Genomic DNA, 18,926 nt, shown 5'->3' with positions numbered 1-18,926 from the left:
GAAGGCTCACCCATCCGGCGGCCCGTGCCGATCAACGGCATGAAAGGGAACATTCTACCCGGAAACGGGTATGAGAAAAGTACAGCAGATCAATGCGCATCACTCACTCGGAAACAGACGCGCGTGCGATGAAGCTTTGCGGATTCATTACCCGGCCATCCTTCATCACTTCGAAATGTACGTGGTAGCCGGTGGAGCGTCCGGTGCTGCCGACCTTGGCCAGCACCTGGCCGCGCTTGACCAGGTCACCGACCTCGACCAGGTTCTTCTGGTTATGGGCATACAACGTGGTGTAGCCATCGGCGTGCCCGACCTCGACCACGTTGCCATAGCCGTTCTTGCGCCCGGACCAGGTCACCACCCCCGCCGCCACGGCCACCACGTCGCTGCCGGCCGGCGCGGCGAAGTCGATGCCCTTGTGCATGCTCAGGCGGCCGCTCACCGGATTGACCCGGCGCCCGAACGGCGAGGAGATGTAGCCCTGGCGCACCGGCTGGCCGGCCAGGTAGGTCGACTGGCTGATGTGCTTGTCGGCGAGCAGTTGCTCCAGCACCTCGAGCTGCTGCTCGCGGGTATCCAGGCGTGCCGCCAGTTCGTCCAGCGTCGCCATGAACGACGGCGGGGCATAGGCGCTGCCCTCCAGCGGTTCGTCGACGCCACCCTGACCGACGCTCAGGGAGAAGTCGAACTCGTCGGGGTCGACGTCGGCCAGCTCGGTGAGACGTTCGCCGAGGGCATCCAGCCGAACCAGGCGCGCCTGCAGTTCGCCGAGATGCACGCTCAGTGCGTCCATCTGCCGCTGCGCGTCCTCGCGGGCGCTGCTGATCTCGGCGCTCTGCGCCTGCAGCGCGGCATCGACTTCGATGCCGGCCACCGGAGCCGGCGCGCGGAACAGCCAGGCGCCCATGAAGCCCCCGGCCAACAGGCTGGCACCGACCACGCAAGCCCCGGCCAGCATCAGCAACCGCGGCTGCAGATGGACGGAGCGAGCGGCCCCATGGTGCCGGCTCAGAAAAATGATGTGCATGACTTATCCTTCATACGGGCCGGCAGTAGCGAAACGCTTTCTGCTACCATTCCGACTCAGTAACCCCCAGGCTTCCCGCCATGTCTTTTCGTCCCTTGCCCGCCCAGGCATCGACCCAGTTGCTGCGCCAGGCCAGGCCGCTGCAGATGCTATTCGCCGAAGCCCAGCGCATCTGCCGCCTGCAGCAACTGCTGGAAAGCCAGTTGCAACCGGCGGCGCGCCCGTACTGCCATGTGGCTTCGTGGCGCGGCGGTTGCCTGCTGCTGATCGTCACCGATGGCCACTGGGCCACACGCCTGCGCTATCAGCAGCGGCGCCTGCAGCGGCAGCTGCAAGCTTTCGAAGAATTCGCGAACTTAGCGAAAATCCTTTTCAAGGTGCAACCCACCACGTCCACACAACGTGCGGCACGTCGCAGCTTGACCCTGTCTGCCGTCGCGGCGGAAAACCTTCGCGAATCCGCCGACATCGTCGGCAATCCACGCCTGCGGGAAGCGCTCGAGCGGTTGGCAAGCCGCGCCGAGAAAAGCCGGCAAGAATAAATCCCGAAATAAAAAGAGGCCACCCTGAGGTGGCCTCCAAATATGGAAAGGAGAGTTTTCCTACACTGCCGCCGCCGGGCGCATATAGGAAATAGGCGCGGTACGCGCGTCTTCGAAGGTCACCACTTCCCAAGCATCCTTGTCTGCGATCAACGTACGCAGCAGTTGGTTGTTCAGGGCATGGCCGGACTTGAAGCCACGGAACTCGCCGATAAGACTGTTGCCGAGCAGATACAGGTCGCCGATGGCATCCAGGATCTTGTGCTTGACGAACTCGTCCTCGTAACGCAGGCCGTCTTCGTTGAGCACGCGGTTCTCGTCGACCACGATCGCGTTCTCCACGCTACCGCCGAGTGCCAGGTTCTGCGAACGCAGGTACTCGATGTCGCGCATGAACCCGAAGGTACGGGCGCGGCTGACCTCCTTGACGAAGGAAGTACTGGAGAAATCGACCGAGGCCTGCTGGGTGCGACCACGGAAGACCGGATGATCGAAATCGATCTCGAAGCTGACCTTGAAGCCGTCGAACGGAACGAAGACGGCGCGCTTGTCGCCCTCTTCCACGCTGACTTCGCGCTTGATGCGGATGAACTTCTTGGCAGCTTCCTGCTCTTGCAATCCGGCGGACTGGATCAGGAATACGAACGGACCAGCGCTGCCATCCATGATCGGCACTTCCGAAGCGGACAGCTCGACGTAGGCGTTGTCGATACCCAGGCCGGCCATGGCCGAGAGCAGGTGCTCCACCGTATCCACTTTGACGTCACCCTTGACCAGGGTGGTCGACATGGTGGTTTCGCCGACGTTCTCGGCCCGGGCCGGGATTTCCACTACCGGATCCAGGTCGGTGCGGCAGAACACGATACCGGTGTCCATCGGCGCCGGTTTCAGGGTCAGGTAAACCTTTTCCCCCGAGTGCAGACCGACGCCAGTAGCCCGGATGATGTTCTTCAAGGTGCGTTGTTTGATCATGGCTTTGGCCGCTTAAGCGCTGACTGCGAACTGTTTTCAACAATGGCCGGCGATGATAGCAGAACCGGCCTTTGCTGAACACCAATCACATCTCTACTCCTGATTAATTACTTCAATCGGCCTGACGACGCAGGAACGCCGGGATATCCAGGTAATCCAGGTCATCCTGCGGGTTCAGCTTGGCCGCGGTCGCCGCGCTGCCGTGAGACTGGTTGCGCATCACGGTAGGACGGTCGAGGTCGCGGTAGTTCACCGACTGCTGCTCGCGCTGGGCCGGAGCGGCTGCCTGGGCTGCACTGCCCTGCACGGTGTTGTCGACGACCTTCACCGGTTTCTCCAGGCGCGCGCCCAGGCCGGTGGCGACTACGGTGACGTGCAGCTCATCGCGCATGTCCGCGTCGATCACGGTGCCCACCTTCACAGTGGCGTGCTCGGAAGCGAACTGTTCGATGATGTTGCCGACATCGGAGTACTCGCCCAGGGACAGGTCCGGACCCGCGGTGATGTTCACCAGGATGCCGCGCGCGCCCTGCAGGTTGACGTCTTCCAGCAGCGGGTTGCGGATTGCCGCCTCGGTGGCCTCGCGGGCACGGTTCGGACCGCTGGCGCAGCCGGTACCCATCATCGCCATGCCCATTTCGCTCATGACGGTCTTCACGTCGGCGAAGTCGACGTTGATCATGCCCGGACGCTTGATGATGTCGGAGATACCGCGCACGGCACCGGCCAGCACGTCATCGGCCTTGGCGAAGGCAGCCAGCAAGCTGGCATCCTTGCCGAGGATGGTCAGCAGCTTCTCGTTCGGGATGGTGATCAGCGAATCGACGCTCTCGGCCAGCGCGCGGATGCCCTCGTCGGCGATCTGCATGCGCTTGCGACCTTCGAACGGGAACGGACGGGTCACCACCGCGACGGTGAGGATGCCCATTTCCTTCGCCACTTCGGCGATGATCGGCGCGGCGCCGGTACCGGTGCCGCCACCCATGCCGGTGGTGATGAAGACCATGTCGGCGCCTTCCAGCACTTCGGAAATGCGCTCGCGATCTTCCAGAGCCGCCTGACGACCGACTTCCGGATTGGCGCCGGCACCCAGCCCCTTGGTGACGCCCGGGCCGAGTTGCAGAACGGTGCGCGCCGCGATGTTCTTCAGCGCTTGTGCGTCGGTGTTGGCGCAGATGAACTCGACGCCCTCGACGTTGTTCTTGGCCATGTGATTGACGGCGTTGCCGCCACCACCACCTACACCGATCACTTTTATGACGGCGGTTTGTGCGATGTTATCGACCAGTTCAAACATTTCCCCTCTCCTTCCTTTCTAGTTTTGTCGCCTACTGTTACCGCGTTGAATCAGAAATTGCCCTGGACCCAGCGTTTGAGCCGCTCCAGGACAGGTGCCTTGGGTTCGTCGCTGCTGTAGCTGCTGCCTGACACAGACATCGACATGCCATCGGACTGCTTCTGCAGTCCGTACATCAGCAGGCCGACGCCCGTCGAATAGATCGGGTTGCGCACCACGTCGGTGAGGCCCTTCACGCTATACGGCACGCCGAGGCGTACCGGCATGTGGAAGATTTCCTCGGCCAGCTCGACCGCGCCTTCCATCTTCGAGGTGCCGCCGGTGAGGACGATCCCGGCCGGGATCAGGTCCTCGTAGCCGCTGCGGCGCAGCTCGGCCTGGACCAGGGTGAACAGCTCGTCGTAACGAGGCTCGACCACTTCGGCCAGGGCCTGGCGCGACAGTTCGCGCGGCGGCCGGTCGCCGACGCTGGGCACCTTGATGGTCTCGCCGGCACCGGCCAGCTTGGCCAGGGCGCAGGCGTAGCGGATCTTGATCTCTTCCGCGTACTGGGTCGGCGTCCGCAGGGCCATGGCGATGTCATTGGTGACCTGGTCGCCGGCGATCGGGATCACCGCGGTATGGCGGATCGCGCCTTCGGTGAAGATCGCGATATCGGTGGTGCCGCCGCCGATATCCACCAGGCACACGCCCAGTTCCTTCTCGTCCTCGGTCAGCACCGAATAGGCCGAGGCCAACTGCTCGAGGATGATGTCGTCGACCTCGAGGCCGCAGCGGCGCACGCACTTCTCGATGTTCTGCGAGGCATTCACCGCGCAGGTCACCACGTGCACCTTGGCTTCCAGGCGCACCCCGGACATGCCCAGCGGCTCGCGCACGCCTTCCTGGTTATCGATCACGTAATCCTGGGCCAGGGTATGCAGCACCCGCTGGTCCGCCGGGATCGCCACCGCCTGGGCGGCATCCAGTACCCGTTCGATATCCGCCGGGTTCACCTCGCGATCGCGGATCGCCACGATGCCGTGGGAATTGAGGCTGCGGATGTGGTTGCCGGCGATGCCGACGAACGCCGAGTGGATACGGCAACCGGCCATCTGCTGGGCCTCGTCGATGGCGCGCTGGATCGACTGCACGGTGGACTCGATGTTCACCACCACGCCCTTCTTCAGGCCGCGGGACGGATGAGTACCGATGCCAACGACCTCCAGCTGGCCATCGGCCGTCACCTCGCCCACCAGCGCCACCACCTTGGAGGTACCGATGTCGAGGCCGACGATCATCTTGCCGCTCTGCACGCTTGCCATGGTTATTACTGTCTCCTCAACTCACTGCACGGCGCTGGCCGTGGCCACCGTCGCGGGCGTGACCGGCTCGCGCCACGCAACGGCGAGGCCGTTGGGGTAACGCAGGTCGATCCGCGCAATGTTCGAAATCTGATCTTTGAGTGCCTTGTCGTAGATGCTTACGAAGCGGCGAATCTTGTCTACCACGTGGTCGCGCCCGATCTGGATCTCGACGCCCTGGGCCGTGGTCAGCGCCCAACCGCCGCGATCGCTCATTTCCAGGCGGGCAATGGAGAACCCGAGGGGACGCAGCAACTGGCTGAGCAACTGGTATTGCTGCATCACCTGCTGTTGCGCCCGCTGTGGACCATGCAAGCGGGGCAGATGTTCATAATTCGCCAGCTCCTTTGGCGTAAAAGCCTGTCCCTGGTTGTTCAGCAGCGCTTCGTCGCCCCACCGGGCGATCGGCAGTTGCTCGTCCAGGCGGATCACCACCTGGTCCGGCCACACCCGGCGCACCTCGGCGTGGGCGATCCAGGGCATCTGTTCCAGTTGCCCGCGCATGCCCGCCAGGTCGATGGTGAAGAAGCTCGCCGCCAGGTACGGGGAAATCCGCTGCTGCACCGCGCGCTGGCTGATGTAGCTGAGGTCGCCCTCGACACTGACCTTGGCGATCGGCCGGTCGGCGTACGGCAGGATGTACTCGGCGCCGCGATAGGCGCCATAGCCGAGAACGGCCAGCAACAGCGGCCAGGCCAGGTACTTGAGGAAACTGAAGTCGGCTTTCGGCAGGCGCACGCTCAGCGGTTCCTTGGCCACCAGACGGCTGGCGCCGCGCGGCATCGGCTTGCGCGGAGCGCGGCCGAGTCCACCGGGTTGCTGATGACGGAGCAGTACGCCGTTCATGGCTTATCCCCTCGCCTCGCGGCTATCGGCCAGGATCGCCAGCACCAGTTGCTGGAAATCCAGGCCGGCGGCCCGCACGGCCATAGGCACCAGGCTGTGGTCGGTCATGCCTGGTGCGGTGTTGACTTCAAGCAGCCAGAAACGCCCTTCGGCGTCCTGCATCACGTCCGCCCGCCCCCAGCCCTGGATGCCCAGGGCGTCGCAGGCGCGCGCGGTGAGTTCCTTCAGCTCGCGTTCCTTGGCCTCGTCGAGACCGCAGGGCACCTGGTAGCGGGTATCGCTGGCCAGGTACTTGGCGTCGTAGTCGTAGAAGGTGTGCGGCGTGCCCAGGCGGATCGCCGGCAGCACCTGCCCGCGCAAGGTCGCCACGGTGAATTCCGGGCCGCTGATCCACTGCTCGACCAGCACCTGCGAGTCGTAGCGGGCCGCTTCGCGCCACGCCGCGATCAATTCGTCGAGCCCGCCGACCTTGGCCATGCCGATGCTCGAGCCTTCGTGAGCCGGCTTGACGATCAGCGGGAAACCCAGTCGCTGCGCCGCGTCGCGGCAGTCATCCTCGCTGGCCAGCACCGCGTAGTCCGGGGTCGGCAGGCCGAGGCTGAGCCAGACCCGCTTGGTCCGCAGCTTGTCCATCGCCAGCGCCGAGGCCAGCACGCCGCTGCCGGTGTAGGGAATGCCCGCGCACTCGAGCAGGCCCTGCATGCTGCCATCCTCGCCGCCACGACCGTGGAGAATGATGAAGGCGCGGTCGATCTTCTCCTCGACCAGGCGTTGCAGCAGGTCTTCGCCGACATCGATGCCGAAGGCATCGACCCCGGCGGCCAGCAGGGATTGCAGGACCATCGCGCCGGACTTCAGCGACACCTCGCGCTCGGCGCTCTTGCCACCGAACAGCACGGCGACACGGCCGAACGCCTTGGGATCCTGGGTGCCGTTCAGCAGGCTATCGAGGCAAAGGTTCATGCGCCCTTCCCTCCCTTGCCGGCGAACAGCGGGTTCTTGATCAGTTGCGGGGCCAGGCCGCCGACATCGCCAGCGCCCTGGCAAAGCAGGATGTCGCCAGCGCGCAGCAGCGGCTTGACCAGCGGCGCCAGGTCGGCGTCGCGCTCGAAGTAGATCGGGTCGAGCTGACCGCGCTGGCGGATGCTGTGGCACAGCTGGCGGCTGTCGGCTCCCGGGATCGGCTCTTCGCCGGCCGGATAGACCTCCATCAACAGCAGCACGTTGGCTTCGCCCAGCACCTGCACGAAGTCTTCGTACAGGTCGCGGGTACGGGTATAGCGATGCGGCTGGTAGACCATCACCAGGCGACGCTCCGGCCAACCGCCACGGATCGCCTTGATCACCGCGGCGACTTCGCGCGGATGGTGGCCGTAGTCGTCCACCAGCATCACGCTGCCACCCTCGACCTGCAGCTCGCCGTAGACCTGGAAGCGCCGGCCTACGCCCTGGAAGCCGGACAGCCCCTGGACGATGGCTTCGTCGGAGATGCCCTCGTCGGTAGCGATGACGATGGTCGCCAGGGAATTCAGCACGTTGTGCAGGCCGGGCATGTTCACCGAGACGTCCAGCGGCTCGCGCTCCGGGCGCAACACGGTGAACCAGGTGCGCATGCCTTCCTGGCGGATGTTGATCGCGCGCACGTCGGCGTCTTCGCTGAGGCCGTAGGTCACGGTCGGGCGGGCGATCTGCGGGAGGATCTCGCGCACCACCGGGTCATCCACGCACATCACTGCCAGTCCGTAGAACGGCAGGTTGTGGAGGAACTCGACGAAGGTCTTCTTCAGCTTGTTGAAGTCGCCGCCGTAGGTCGCCATGTGGTCGGCGTCGATATTGGTGACCACCGCGACCATCGGTTGCAGGTGCAGGAAGCTGGCGTCGCTCTCGTCGGCCTCGGCCACCAGGTAGCGGCTGGCGCCAAGCTGGGCGTTGGTCCCGGCGGCGTTCAGCCGACCGCCGATGACGAAGGTCGGGTCCAGGCCGCCGGCGGCGAACACCGAGGCGATCAGGCTGGTAGTGGTGGTCTTGCCGTGGGTGCCGGCTACCGCGATGCCGTGCCGGTAGCGCATCAGTTCGGCGAGCATCTCCGCACGCGGCACCACCGGAATCCGCCGTTCCAGGGCCGAGGCCACTTCCGGGTTGGCCCGGTTGATGGCACTGGACACCACCAGCACGTCGGCACCGTCGGCGTTTTCCGCCTGGTGGCCGATGAAGATCTGCGCGCCGAACTTCTCCAGGCGCTCGGTCACCGCCGAGGCCTTGAGGTCCGAGCCGGATACCTCGTAGCCGAGGTTCAGCAGCACTTCGGCGATCCCGCACATGCCGGCGCCGCCGATGCCGACGAAATGGATGCGGCGGATACGGCGCATGGTCCGGGTGACGCCATTCGGTTCTTTAACCACGGGCCACCTCCAGGCAGGCATCGACCACCGTCCGGGTAGCCTCGGGTTTCGCCAGGCTGCGTGCCTGGTCTGCCATGGAGCGCAGGGTTTCGGGATGCATCAGGACCTCGGACAGCTGCGCGGCCAGTTCGGCCGCGCCGGTAGACTTTTGCGGCAGCAGGCGGCCGGCGCCGCTGCGTACCAGGAATTCGGCATTGCGGGTCTGGTGATCGTCGATCGCGTGAGGCAACGGCACCAGGAAGGCGGGTAATCCCGCCGCCGTCAGCTCGCTGACGGTCAGCGCGCCGGCGCGGCAGATCACCAGGTCGGCCCAGGCATAGGCCGCGGCCATATCGCTGATGAAGGGCGCGACGTCCGCTTCGACCGCCACTGTGCGATAACGCTCGGCGGTAATCTCGGCATGCTGACGACCGGCCTGATGGCGGATTGCCGGACGGATTTCCAGCGGCACCTGCGCGAGGGCCTCTGGCAACAGCTTGTTCAGCGGTTCCGCGCCAAGGCTGCCGCCGAGCACCAGCAGATTGACCCGACGGCCGGTCAGCGGCGCGCGGGCGTGCGCGTCGAGGAACAGCTCGCCGCGCACCGGATTGCCGGTGGTCAGACGCTTGTCGCTGGCCGGGAAGGTATCCGGGAATGCCTCGCAGACGCGCCTGGCGATCGGCGCCAGGCTGCGGTTGGCGGTGCCGGCCACGGCGTTCTGCTCGTGGATCACCAGCGGCACGCCATTGAGGCGCGCGGCCAGGCCGCCCGGGCCGGTGACATAGCCACCCAGGCCGAGCACGCAGACCGGCCTCAGCTGGCGGATCACCCGCAGCGCCTGGAACAGCGACTTGAGCAGTTCCAGCGGCGCCTTGACCAGCGACTTCAGGCCCTTGCCGCGCAGCCCGCTGACCTGGATCAGGTGCAACGGCAGGCCGGCCTTGGGTACCAGGTCATTCTCGATGCCGCGCGGCGTCCCCAGCCAGTGCACGGCATAGCCGCGCGCCTGGAACTCCCGCGCACAGGCGAGCGCCGGGAACACGTGTCCGCCGGTGCCACCCGCCATGATCAGGACATTACCTTTCATCGGCAAAGTCCTCTTCGTTGAACTCATATTCCTCGCTACCCAGGTGGGTTCGCCGTTCCCATTCGATGCGCAGCAACATCCCCAGACAGGCACAGCAGATCACCAGCGAACTGCCGCCGTAGCTGAGGAACGGCAGGGTCAGGCCCTTGGTCGGCAGCAGGCCGACGTTCACCCCGATGTTGATCAGGAACTGGCCGATCCAGAGGAAGGCCAGGCCGTAGGCCACGTAGGCGGAGAAGAACTGCTTGGCCTGCTCGGCCCAGATGCCGATGTACAGCGCGCGCAGGCTGACGAACACGAACAGGGCGACGGTCGCCAGGGCGCCGACGATGCCCAGCTCCTCTGCAAGCACGGCGAAGACGAAGTCGGTGTGCGCCTCCGGCAGGTAGAACTGCTTCTGGATGCTGTTGCCCAGTCCCATGCCCAACCAGCCGCCGCGGCCGAAGGCGATCAGCGCCTGGCTCAACTGATAGCCGGCGCCGAACTGGTCGGCCCAGGGGTCGGTGAAGTTGGTCAGGCGTGCCATCCGGTAGGGCTGGGTCTGGATCAGCAGGACCACCGCGCCGACCGCCAGCAGCACCATCAGGCCGAAGCGGAACAGCCCCACCCCGCCGAGGAACAGCATGGCCGCGGCAGCGCCCATCATTACCACGGTGGCGCCGAAGTCCGGCTCGCGCAGCAGCAGGCCGGCCATCGGCAGCAACACCACGAAGGGCTTGAAGAAGCCCATCCAGCTTTCCCGGACCTCCTGCTGGCGGCGGATCAGGTAGCCGGCCATGAAGATCACCACGCAGACCTTGGCGATCTCCGAAGGCTGGATGTTGAACAGGCCGAAGCCGATCCAGCGCATCGAGCCGTTCACCTCGCGGCCGATACCGGGGGTGATCACCAGCACCAGCAGGCCGAAGGCGACCAGCAACAGCTTCCAGCCCCAACGCTGCCAGGTGGCCATCGGGACCATCATGGTCAGGCCGCAGGAAATCAGGCCGATCACCAGGTAGATCAGGTGACGGACGGAGAAGTACAGCGGGTTGCCCGACTGCGCCGCCGCCACCTCGGAAGAGGCGGAAGTCACCATCACCAGGCCGAGGCCGAGCAGCGCCAGGCAACCCGCCAGCAGCGGGAAGTCCAGGTCGATGCCGTGCCGGCTCAACAGCGGCGACGGGAAGGGGCGCAACACCGACAGCATCACGCTAGCTCCTCTACGGCTTTGGCGAACAGGCGTCCGCGTTCTTCGAAGTTCTTGAACATGTCCAGGCTCGCGCAGGCCGGCGACAACAGCACCGCATCGCCTTCGCGGGCCAGCTCGGCGGCCTGCCGGACTGCTTCGTCCAGCGTTGCGACGCGCACCAGCGGTACCGCGTTGCCCAGTGCCTGGGCAATCAGCCCGGCGTCACGGCCAAGCAGTACCACCGCCCGGCAGAAGCGCGCGACCGGCTCGCGCAGGTCATGGAAATCGGCGCCCTTGCCGTCTCCGCCGGCGAGCAGCACCAGCTTGCCGTCGATGTCGGCACCCAGCCCCTCGATCGCCGCCAGGGCGGCGCCGACGTTGGTGGCCTTGGAATCGTCGTAGTAGCTCACGCCCTGCCGCTCGCGTACCCACTGGCAGCGATGAGCCAGGCCGGAAAACGCCTTCAGCGCGCCGAGCATGGCGTCGAACGGCAGGCCGACCGCATGGCCCAGCGCCAGCGCGGCGAGCGCGTTGGAATAGTTGTGGGCGCCACGGATCTTCAGTTCGCCGACCGGCAGCAGCTTGTCGAACTGGAACGCCAGCCACTTCTGGCCGTCTTCCTCGATCAGGCCGAAAGCCTTGAAGTCCGGCTTGTTCAGGTCGAACGACCAGCACGGCACGGTATCGGCGATCAGCGGTCGGGTCAGGGCATCGGCGCGATTCACCACGACCTGGCGGGCACCGCGGAAGATCCGGTGCTTGGCCAGGTGGTAGTCAGCCATGCCGTCGTAGCGATCCATATGGTCTTCGCTGACGTTCAGCACGGTCGCCACCTCGGCGTTGAGGCGATCGCAGGTTTCCAGCTGGAAGCTCGACAGCTCCAGCACGTACAGCTCGATGTCGTCGGCCAGCAGGTCGAGCGCCGGGGTGCCGAGGTTGCCGCCGACGGCGACACGCTTGTCCGCGGCCACCGCCATTTCGCCCACCAGGGTGGTCACGGTGCTCTTCGCGTTGGAACCGGTGATGGCGACGATCGGTGCCTTCGCCTCGCGGGCGAAGAGATCGATGTCACCGGAGATGCGCACGCCTTTCGCGGCGGCCTGTACCAGCGCAGGGGTGCGCAGCGACAAGCCGGGGCTGACGTAGAGTTCGCGGGCGGAGCAGAGGAACTCGGCGTCGAGTTCGCCGCAACGCACTTCCACCTGCGGATACTGGGCACGCAGGGTGGCCAGCTCCGGCGGGTTCTCTCGGGTATCGACCACGGCGAAAGGCAAGCCGCGGCGCGCCAGGTAGCGCACCAGGGACATGCCGCTCTTGCCGAGGCCGACAACGATGCGGAAGTGGTCGGAGGCGATCAGGCTCATGCTCTCTTCGTCCTCAACGCAGCTTCAAGGTGGCGAGGCCGATCAGCACCAGGATCACGGTGATGATCCAGAAGCGCACGATCACGCGCGGCTCCGGCCAGCCTTTCAGTTCGAAATGGTGATGGATCGGCGCCATGCGGAAGACGCGGCGTCCGGTCAGCTTGAAGGAAGCGACCTGGATCATCACCGAGAGGGTTTCCATGACGAACACCCCACCCATGATGAACAGCACGATCTCCTGGCGCACGATCACCGCGATGGTGCCCAGCGCGGCGCCCAGCGCCAGCGCGCCGACGTCGCCCATGAAGACCTGCGCCGGATAGGTGTTGAACCAGAGGAAGCCGAGGCCGGCGCCGACCAGCGCGGCGCAGAACACGATCAGCTCGCCGGCGCCCGGTACGTTGGGAATCAGCAGGTACTCGGCGAACTTCACGTTGCCCGACAGGTAGCAGAAGATGCCCAGCGCGCCGGCAACCATTACCGTCGGCATGATCGCCAGGCCGTCGAGACCGTCGGTGAGGTTCACCGCATTGCTCGAACCGACGATGACGAAGTAGGTCAGGACCACGAAGAAGATGCCCAACTGGATCTCGACGCTCTTCAGCATCGGCACGATCAGGGTGGTCTCGATCGGGGTTTCGGCAGTCATATAGAGGAACACGGCGGCGCCGATGCCAAACACCGACTGCCAGAAGTACTTCCAGCGGCTCGGCAGGCCGCGGGAGTTCTTCTCGATCACCTTGCGGTAGTCGTCCACCCAGCCGATGGCACCGAACAGCAGGGTAACGACCAGCACCACCCACACGTAGCGGTTGGAAAGATCCGCCCACAGCAGCGTGCTGATGGCGATGGCGGTAAGGATCAGGGCGCCGCCCATGGTCGGGGTGCCCTTCTTCGACAGGTGCGACTGCGGACCGTCGTTGCGCACGGCCTGGCCGATCTGGCGGATCTGCAAGGTACGGATCATCCAGGGCCCCAGCCACAGCGACAGCGACAGCGCGGTGAGCACGCTGAGAATGCCGCGCAGGGTCAGGTACTGGAAGACGCCGAAGCCCTTGTAGAACTGTTGCAGGTATTCGGCCAGCAGCAGGAGCATTAGTGACTCTCCTCGGAGGAACCGCACAGCGCCGCGACGACTTTGTCCATCGCCGCGCTGCGGGAACCCTTGATCAAAATGGTGGTTGTCGGTTGTTCGGTGGCCAGCGCCCCGATCAGGCTGGCCTGGTCGGCGAAGTGCCGGCCCGTGGCGCCGAACGCCTGTACGGCGTGGGCCATCAGCGGTCCGACCGCATAGAGCGCGGACACCTTGCCAGCGGCGTAGGCGCCCACCTCGCGGTGGGCCTGCTCGGCCCAGGAACCGAGTTCGCCCATGTCTCCGAGGACCAGGACGGTGCGCCCGGAAAAGCCGCTCAGTATATCAATCGCCGCCAGCATTGACGCGGGGTTGGCGTTGTAGCTGTCGTCTATCACACGCAGCCCGCTGGCGGTCAGTTGCGCTACCGCGCGGCCCTTGACCGGCTGCAGCGCCTGCAGCCCGGCGACGATCCCATCCAGCGGCACGCCCAGTGCATGGGCGGCAGCGGCGGCAGCCAGGGCATTGGCGACATTGTGCCGCCCCAGCAGGTTGAGCTGGACCTGCGCTTCACCCGCTACGCCCTGCAGCCTGAAGCCCATGCAGCCGCGCGCATCGCGCTGCAGATCGGCGGCGCGGAAATCGGCCTGGGGCCGGTCGAGGGAGAAAGTCAGCAACGGACGGCCGCTGGCACGGGCCTTCCAGGTGTCGAAGGCCTTGTCGTCCAGGTTCAGCACGGCGGTGCCGTCGGCGGCCAGCCCTTCGAGTATCTCGCCCTTCGCCTCGACGATCTTCTCCGGTCCGCCGAACTCGCCGACATGGGCGGTGCCGGCATTGGTGATGATCGCCACGTGCGGGCGGGTCAGCTCGACCGTGTAGGCGATCTCGCCGATGCGCGAGGCGCCCAGTTCGATCACTGCGCTACGGTGCTGCGGCGCCAGTTGCAGCAGGGTCAGCGGTACGCCGAGGTCGTTGTTCAGATTGCCACGGGTAGCCAGCACCGACTCGGCATCGCCGGCCTGGGTACGCAGGATGCTGGCGAGCATCTCCTTGACCGTGGTCTTGCCGCTGGAGCCCGTCATGGCCGCCAGCGGGCCGGTGAACTTGCGCCGGTTCAGCGCGCCCAGTCGCCCCAGGGCCGCACGGGTATCGCGCACCAGCAATTGCGGCAGGGGCGCGTCGGCGACTTCGCGCTCCACCAGCGCAGCCACCGCGCCCTTGGCGGCAACCTCGGAGAGATAGTCGTGGCCGTCGAAACGCGGCCCACTCAGGGCAATGAACAGTTGGCCGGGCCCGATGGCGCGACTGTCGGTGGAAACCGCCGAAAAGACGGCGTCCTCGCCGATCAGGCGGGCGTCCAGCGCGACCGTCAACTGGCTGAGGCGAAGAGGCTCAAGCATGCGGCACCTCCCAGGCGGCCAGGGCGCGCTCGGCCTGCTCGATGTCGGAGAACGGATGGCGTACGCCGTCGATCTCCTGATAATCCTCGTGACCCTTGCCAGCCAGGAGCACCACGTCATCCACCGCAGCGGAAGCGATCAGATGGGCGATCGCCTCACCGCGCGACGGCAGGAAGGTAACCTTGTCAGCGGCAGCGAAGCCTTTGCGGATATCGGCGATGATCGCCGCACTGGCCTCGGTGCGCGGGTTGTCGTCGGTGACCAGCACCCCATCCGCCAGGCGTTCGGCGATCGCAGCCATCAACGGACGCTTGCCGGCATCGCGATCGCCACCGCAGCCGAACAGGCACAGCAGGCGCGCGGCCGCGTGCGGACGCAGGGCCTCCAGGACTTTTTCCAGGGCGTCGGGAGTATGCGCGTAGTCCACCACCACCAGCGGCTTGTCGCCGCCTCCCAGGCGCTGCATGCGGCCGACCGGCCCCTGCAGTTGCGGCAAGGTGCGGAGGATATCGCCCAGGGGATAGCCCAGGCCAAGCAGCGCACCGACCGCCGCCAGCAGGTTGCTCAGGTTGAAGCGGCCGAGCAACGGGCTGCGCAGCAGGCCCTCGCCGTGCGGAGTGACCAGTGCCGCCTCGATGCCGGCGTCGCCGAAGCGCGCTTCGCGGCAATAGAGGAACGCCGAGCTGTCGGTGAGGCTGTAGGTGATCAACTCCGAGTCCTGTTCCTCGCCGGCCAGTCGACGGCCGAAATCGTCGTCCAGGTTGATCACCCGGCAGCGCAGGCCCGGCCAGGCGAACAGCTTGGCCTTGGCGGCGGCATAGGCTTCCATCGAACCGTGATAGTCGAGGTGGTCGCGGGACAGATTGGTGAACACCGCGATATCGAAACCGAGCGCCGCCACGCGGCCCTGGTCGAGGCCGTGGGAAGACACTTCCATCGCTACCGCGCGGGCGCCGGCCTGCTTCAGCGTGGCCAGCGTGGCTTGCACCGCGAGCGGGTCCGGCGTGGTGTGCCGGCCGCTCTCCAGGGCGCCGTAGAAACCGGTGCCGAGGGTGCCGACGATGCCGCAGCGCTCGCCGAGCAGATCCAGGGCCTGGGCCACCAGTTGGCTGACGCTGGTCTTGCCGTTGGTGCCGGTGACGCCGATCAGGTCCAGCCCGCGGCTCGGCTCGCCGTAGAAACGCCCGGCGACCGCCGACAGTTGCGCGGCCAGCCCCTTCACCGCGATCAGCGGCGCATCGCTGGGCGGCAGCTCTCCGGCGCCTTCCGCCTCGTAAGCCACGGCAGCCGCGCCCTTGGCCAGGGCATCGGCGATGTGCGCACGACCATCCTGGCGCCCGCCCGGCACCGCCAGGAACAGGTCGCCCGGACGAACGCCGCGGCTATCCAGGGTCAGCTCGCGGATCAGCAGATCGCGCTCGGCCTGGGGAAACAGTTGGTTCAGGCTCATAGGCATCAGCCACGCCCTCCTTTTGCGGGCGCAGCATTGACCTGCTGCTGTTCGGTGGCCGTCGGCAGGTTATCCGGCGGCACGTTCATCAGGCGCAGCGCGCCAGCCATGACCTTGCTGAACACCGGCGCCGACACCAGGCCGCCGAAGTAGCCCGCCTTGCTCGGCTCGTCGATCACCACGACCATCGCGATGCGCGGATCGGTGGCCGGGGCGAAACCGGCGAACAGCGAGCGATAGGCGTTTTCCCGGTAGCCCTTGGTGCCGACCGAGACCTTGCGCGCGGTCCCGCTCTTGCCGGCGGCGTGGTAACCCGGCACCTGGGCGCGGAACACCCCGCCCTGGGCCTCGACCACTTGTTGCAGCATGCCCTGCACGGTGGAAGCCACTTCCGGCGAGATCACCTGCACGCCATCCGGCACGCGGTCGACTCGGGTCATGCTCAGCGGCACGCTCTTGCCGTCGTTGGCCAGGGCCGCATAGGCATGCGCCAACTGGATCGCGGTTACCGAGAGACCGTAGCCGTAGGCCAGGGTCGCGGTTTCCGCCTTCGGCCACTTGCGGTGGTTGGGCAGGTTGCCGACGCGCTCGCCGGGGAAGCCCAACCCCGTGTCCTGCCCGAGGCCGACCTGTTGCATGACCGAGTAGATGGATTCGGCGCCGATGTCGAAGGCGATCTTGCTGATGCCGACGTTGCTCGACTTGATCAGGATGCCGGTGAGATCGAGTTGCCGCGAATTGCGCGATACGTCGCGAATGGTGTAGCGGCCGATCTGCAGGGTGCCCGGGTAGACGTCGACGATATCGCTGGGTTTCCAACGCCCGCTGGCCAGCGCCGCGCTCATCGAGAACGGTTTGACCGTCGAGCCCGGCTCGAACACGTCGATCATCGCCCGGTTGCGCATGGCCGCCGGCTGCAGGTTACGACGATTGTTCGGGTTGTAGGTCGGCTGGTTGGTCATGGCCAGGATCTCCCCGGTCTTCACGTCCATGATCACCAGGCTGCCGGCCTTGGCGCCGTTCTCCAGCAGAGCGTTGCGCAGTTCGCGATGAGCCAGGTACTGCAGGCGCAGGTCGATGGACAGCGCCAGGGTCTTGCCCGGCTTGGCATTCTTGGTGACCTGCACGTCCTTGATCACGCGGCCACGGCGATCCTTGAGCACCTGGCGCTTGCCCGGCACGCCGGCCAGCCATTCGTCGAAAGCCAGCTCGATACCTTCGCGACCGCGGTCGTCGACATCGGTGAAGCCGACCGCATGGGCCACCACTTCGCCAGCCGGGTAGAAACGCCGGAACTCCTCGATGGAGTACACGCCCGGCACCTTCAGGGCGATCACGCCTTCGCCCTGTTCCGGGGTCAGCCCACGGACCAGATAGATGAACTCGCGCTCGGCGTTCTGCTCGATGCGGTCGGCGAACAGCTTGGTATCCTGCCCGAGCGCCGCCGCCAGTTGCGGCCAGCGTTCCTTGGCGGTCATCAGCTCCTTGGGGTTGGCCCACAGGGTGGTGACCGGGGTGCTCACCGCCAGCGGTTCGCCGTTGCGGTCAGTGATCAGGCCCCGGTGCGCAGGGATAGCGATATGCCGCACGCTACGCGCGTCGCCCTGGCCCTTGAGGAAGTCATGGTCGATCACGTGCAGGTCGACGATTCGCCAGACGATGGCGCCGACCATCGCCAGCAGCAGGCCGACGATCACGCAGAACCGCCATGGGTAGAGGGCGCCCTGGAAATAATTCAGTTTCATGGCGCCACCATCCTGACCTCGGCCGGGTCGGGAACGCGCATGCGCAACTGTTCCACCGCCAGGCTTTCGATGCGGCTATGAGCGGTCCAGGTGCTCTGCTCGAGAATCAACCGGCCCCACTCGGCCTGCGCCTTGTCGCGCACGCTCAGCTCGGAATACAGCGAGTTGAGCAGTTGCCGGTTCCAGTAGGTGCTGTAGGCCACGGCAATCGCCGAGAGCAACAGACCTATATAAAGCAGCAACATGAGGAAGCTGCCGGTAGGCAGGCGCTTGACGAAGAGACGGCTCATCTCAGCTTCTCCGCCACGCGCATGACCGCGCTGCGCGAGCGCGGGTTGGCCTTGAGTTCTTCTTCCGAAGCGTACTGCGGCTTGCCCAGCAGCTTCAGGCGCGGCTCGAAGACCTTGGAACGGATCGGCAGGTCGCGCGGCAGGTTGTCCGCCTCGCCCTTGGCGTGCTTGCGCATGAACAGCTTGACGATGCGGTCTTCCAGGGAATGGAAACTGATCACCACCAGGCGGCCGCCGACGGCCAGCGATTCGAGCGCGGCGTCAAGGCCGCGCTCGAGATCGCCCAATTCATTGTTCACATGGATGCGCAGGCCCTGGAATGCGCGGGTCGCCGGATTCTTGCCCTTCTCCCAGGCGGGGTTGGCAACCGTGATCACTTCGGCGAGATCAGCGGTCCGTTCGAACGGCCGCTCCTGACGGCGCTGCACAATGGCGCGGGCCATCCGCTTGGCGAAGCGCTCTTCGCCATATACCTTGAAGACCCGGGCGATTTCCTCTTCGGTGGCGTTGGCGATGAACTCCGCTGCGCTGATGCCCTGGCCGGGATTCATGCGCATGTCCAGGGGACCATCGTTGAGGAAGCTGAAGCCGCGCTCGGGATCGTCGAGTTGCGGCGACGACACGCCAAGGTCGAGCAGGACGCCATCGACCCGACCTTCGAGACCGCGTGCGCGCACCTCATCGCCCAGTTCGGCGAACGAGCGCTGCACAATGACGAAGCGGCCGTCTTCGGCCGCCAATGCTTTTCCTGTCTGGATGGCCTGGGGATCTTTGTCGAATCCGAGCAGGCGTCCCCCGGTGCCCAGTTTCTCGAGCAAGGCTCGACTATGGCCCCCTCTTCCGAAGGTACCGTCCAGATAGCAGCCGTCCTCCCGCGGGGCCAGTGCGGAAACGGCCTCCTCGAGCAGAACGGTGATATGGCGGTAGGTGGCATTCATA

17 protein-coding genes are annotated in these 18,926 nt (G+C 65.9%); 1 reads left to right on the top strand and 16 read right to left on the bottom strand.

Annotation, left to right across the window (positions count from 1 at the left end; translation table 11 throughout):
• Nucleotides 1-103 precede the first annotated feature (103 nt).
• Entirely contained in the window at nt 104-1,027 is a 924-nt protein-coding gene (locus HMPREF2581_RS21435) for a M23 family metallopeptidase (RefSeq protein ID WP_003094103.1), read from the bottom strand.
• A gap of 80 nt (nt 1,028-1,107) precedes the next feature.
• Here HMPREF2581_RS21435 and HMPREF2581_RS21430 point away from each other — a divergent pair, with 80 nt between their 5' ends.
• Nucleotides 1,108-1,569: a DciA family protein gene (locus tag HMPREF2581_RS21430; protein ID WP_003094105.1), complete on the top strand. Its 462-nt coding sequence runs from the start codon at nt 1,108-1,110 to the stop codon at nt 1,567-1,569.
• 60 nt (nt 1,570-1,629) lie between these two features.
• Here HMPREF2581_RS21430 and lpxC read toward each other — a convergent pair whose 3' ends face one another.
• From lpxC to rsmH, 15 genes are all read right to left on the bottom strand, one after another.
• Nucleotides 1,630-2,541: a UDP-3-O-acyl-N-acetylglucosamine deacetylase gene (gene lpxC / locus HMPREF2581_RS21425; protein WP_003141270.1), complete on the bottom strand. Its 912-nt coding sequence runs from the start codon at nt 2,539-2,541 to the stop codon at nt 1,630-1,632.
• Between the two features lie 112 nt (nt 2,542-2,653).
• Nucleotides 2,654-3,838 (bottom strand): cell division protein FtsZ, encoded by a 1,185-nt coding sequence (ftsZ, locus tag HMPREF2581_RS21420; protein ID WP_003094113.1) that lies wholly within the window; start codon nt 3,836-3,838, stop codon nt 2,654-2,656.
• 50 nt (nt 3,839-3,888) lie between these two features.
• On the bottom strand, nt 3,889-5,142 hold the full coding sequence (gene ftsA, locus HMPREF2581_RS21415; protein WP_003094115.1) for a cell division protein FtsA: 1,254 nt from the start codon (nt 5,140-5,142) through the stop codon (nt 3,889-3,891).
• A gap of 21 nt (nt 5,143-5,163) precedes the next feature.
• Nucleotides 5,164-6,027 carry a cell division protein FtsQ/DivIB gene (locus tag HMPREF2581_RS21410; RefSeq protein ID WP_003094118.1) on the bottom strand — a complete coding sequence of 288 codons (864 nt, stop codon included), beginning with the start codon at nt 6,025-6,027 and terminating at the stop codon, nt 5,164-5,166.
• A gap of 3 nt (nt 6,028-6,030) precedes the next feature.
• Nucleotides 6,031-6,990, bottom strand: coding sequence for a D-alanine--D-alanine ligase (locus tag HMPREF2581_RS21405; protein WP_003141273.1), 960 nt, complete (start codon nt 6,988-6,990; stop codon nt 6,031-6,033).
• A complete protein-coding gene (murC, locus tag HMPREF2581_RS21400) occupies nt 6,987-8,429 on the bottom strand; it encodes a UDP-N-acetylmuramate--L-alanine ligase (protein ID WP_003094121.1) in 1,443 nt (480 codons plus the stop codon). The genes HMPREF2581_RS21405 and murC overlap by 4 nt, the downstream gene beginning before the upstream one ends.
• On the bottom strand, nt 8,422-9,495 hold the full coding sequence (murG, locus tag HMPREF2581_RS21395) for an undecaprenyldiphospho-muramoylpentapeptide beta-N-acetylglucosaminyltransferase (RefSeq protein ID WP_003103107.1): 1,074 nt from the start codon (nt 9,493-9,495) through the stop codon (nt 8,422-8,424). Before murG ends, murC begins: the two co-directional genes overlap by 8 nt.
• Nucleotides 9,485-10,684 (bottom strand): putative lipid II flippase FtsW, encoded by a 1,200-nt coding sequence (gene ftsW, locus HMPREF2581_RS21390; RefSeq protein ID WP_003094125.1) that lies wholly within the window; start codon nt 10,682-10,684, stop codon nt 9,485-9,487. The genes murG and ftsW overlap by 11 nt, the downstream gene beginning before the upstream one ends.
• Nucleotides 10,684-12,030: a UDP-N-acetylmuramoyl-L-alanine--D-glutamate ligase gene (murD, locus tag HMPREF2581_RS21385; protein ID WP_003141276.1), complete on the bottom strand. Its 1,347-nt coding sequence runs from the start codon at nt 12,028-12,030 to the stop codon at nt 10,684-10,686. Before murD ends, ftsW begins: the two co-directional genes overlap by 1 nt.
• Nucleotides 12,031-12,043: 13 nt before the next feature.
• Complete coding sequence (gene mraY, locus HMPREF2581_RS21380) at nt 12,044-13,126, bottom strand: phospho-N-acetylmuramoyl-pentapeptide-transferase (protein WP_003094129.1); 1,083 nt, start codon at nt 13,124-13,126, stop codon at nt 12,044-12,046.
• On the bottom strand, nt 13,126-14,502 hold the full coding sequence (gene murF / locus HMPREF2581_RS21375; protein WP_003094130.1) for a UDP-N-acetylmuramoyl-tripeptide--D-alanyl-D-alanine ligase: 1,377 nt from the start codon (nt 14,500-14,502) through the stop codon (nt 13,126-13,128). The genes mraY and murF overlap by 1 nt, the downstream gene beginning before the upstream one ends.
• Nucleotides 14,495-15,958: a UDP-N-acetylmuramoyl-L-alanyl-D-glutamate--2,6-diaminopimelate ligase gene (locus HMPREF2581_RS21370; protein ID WP_003094133.1), complete on the bottom strand. Its 1,464-nt coding sequence runs from the start codon at nt 15,956-15,958 to the stop codon at nt 14,495-14,497. Before HMPREF2581_RS21370 ends, murF begins: the two co-directional genes overlap by 8 nt.
• A complete protein-coding gene (gene ftsI, locus HMPREF2581_RS21365; RefSeq protein WP_003094139.1) occupies nt 15,958-17,697 on the bottom strand; it encodes a peptidoglycan D,D-transpeptidase FtsI in 1,740 nt (579 codons plus the stop codon). Before ftsI ends, HMPREF2581_RS21370 begins: the two co-directional genes overlap by 1 nt.
• Nucleotides 17,694-17,987: a cell division protein FtsL gene (gene ftsL / locus HMPREF2581_RS21360; protein ID WP_003094142.1), complete on the bottom strand. Its 294-nt coding sequence runs from the start codon at nt 17,985-17,987 to the stop codon at nt 17,694-17,696. The genes ftsI and ftsL overlap by 4 nt, the downstream gene beginning before the upstream one ends.
• Complete coding sequence (rsmH, locus tag HMPREF2581_RS21355; protein WP_003141279.1) at nt 17,984-18,925, bottom strand: 16S rRNA (cytosine(1402)-N(4))-methyltransferase RsmH; 942 nt, start codon at nt 18,923-18,925, stop codon at nt 17,984-17,986. Before rsmH ends, ftsL begins: the two co-directional genes overlap by 4 nt.
• Between the last annotated feature and the right edge of the window lies 1 nt (nt 18,926).

It is taken from the genome of Pseudomonas sp. HMSC057H01 (assembly GCF_001836405.1).
In the GTDB taxonomy this organism is placed as follows: Bacteria; Pseudomonadota; Gammaproteobacteria; order Pseudomonadales; family Pseudomonadaceae; genus Pseudomonas; species Pseudomonas aeruginosa.
The sequence above is the reverse complement of the archived record's forward strand: the minus strand, read 5'-3'. Positions and strand labels throughout refer to the sequence as shown.

What these genes read in the sequence shown, in the direction of transcription:
- HMPREF2581_RS21435 (WP_003094103.1), bottom strand. Translation starts at nt 1,027, where the DNA reads ATGCACATCATTTTTCTGAGCCGGCACCATGGGGCCGCTCGCTCCGTC.
- HMPREF2581_RS21430 (WP_003094105.1), top strand. Translation starts at nt 1,108, where the DNA reads ATGTCTTTTCGTCCCTTGCCCGCCCAGGCATCGACCCAGTTGCTGCGC.
- lpxC (WP_003141270.1), bottom strand. Translation starts at nt 2,541, where the DNA reads ATGATCAAACAACGCACCTTGAAGAACATCATCCGGGCTACTGGCGTC.
- ftsZ (WP_003094113.1), bottom strand. Translation starts at nt 3,838, where the DNA reads ATGTTTGAACTGGTCGATAACATCGCACAAACCGCCGTCATAAAAGTG.
- ftsA (WP_003094115.1), bottom strand. Translation starts at nt 5,142, where the DNA reads ATGGCAAGCGTGCAGAGCGGCAAGATGATCGTCGGCCTCGACATCGGT.
- HMPREF2581_RS21410 (WP_003094118.1), bottom strand. Translation starts at nt 6,027, where the DNA reads ATGAACGGCGTACTGCTCCGTCATCAGCAACCCGGTGGACTCGGCCGC.
- HMPREF2581_RS21405 (WP_003141273.1), bottom strand. Translation starts at nt 6,990, where the DNA reads ATGAACCTTTGCCTCGATAGCCTGCTGAACGGCACCCAGGATCCCAAG.
- murG (WP_003103107.1), bottom strand. Translation starts at nt 9,495, where the DNA reads ATGAAAGGTAATGTCCTGATCATGGCGGGTGGCACCGGCGGACACGTG.
- ftsW (WP_003094125.1), bottom strand. Translation starts at nt 10,684, where the DNA reads ATGCTGTCGGTGTTGCGCCCCTTCCCGTCGCCGCTGTTGAGCCGGCAC.
- murD (WP_003141276.1), bottom strand. Translation starts at nt 12,030, where the DNA reads ATGAGCCTGATCGCCTCCGACCACTTCCGCATCGTTGTCGGCCTCGGC.
- mraY (WP_003094129.1), bottom strand. Translation starts at nt 13,126, where the DNA reads ATGCTCCTGCTGCTGGCCGAATACCTGCAACAGTTCTACAAGGGCTTC.
- murF (WP_003094130.1), bottom strand. Translation starts at nt 14,502, where the DNA reads ATGCTTGAGCCTCTTCGCCTCAGCCAGTTGACGGTCGCGCTGGACGCC.
- HMPREF2581_RS21370 (WP_003094133.1), bottom strand. Translation starts at nt 15,958, where the DNA reads ATGCCTATGAGCCTGAACCAACTGTTTCCCCAGGCCGAGCGCGATCTG.
- ftsI (WP_003094139.1), bottom strand. Translation starts at nt 17,697, where the DNA reads ATGAAACTGAATTATTTCCAGGGCGCCCTCTACCCATGGCGGTTCTGC.
- ftsL (WP_003094142.1), bottom strand. Translation starts at nt 17,987, where the DNA reads ATGAGCCGTCTCTTCGTCAAGCGCCTGCCTACCGGCAGCTTCCTCATG.
- rsmH (WP_003141279.1), bottom strand. Translation starts at nt 18,925, where the DNA reads ATGAATGCCACCTACCGCCATATCACCGTTCTGCTCGAGGAGGCCGTT.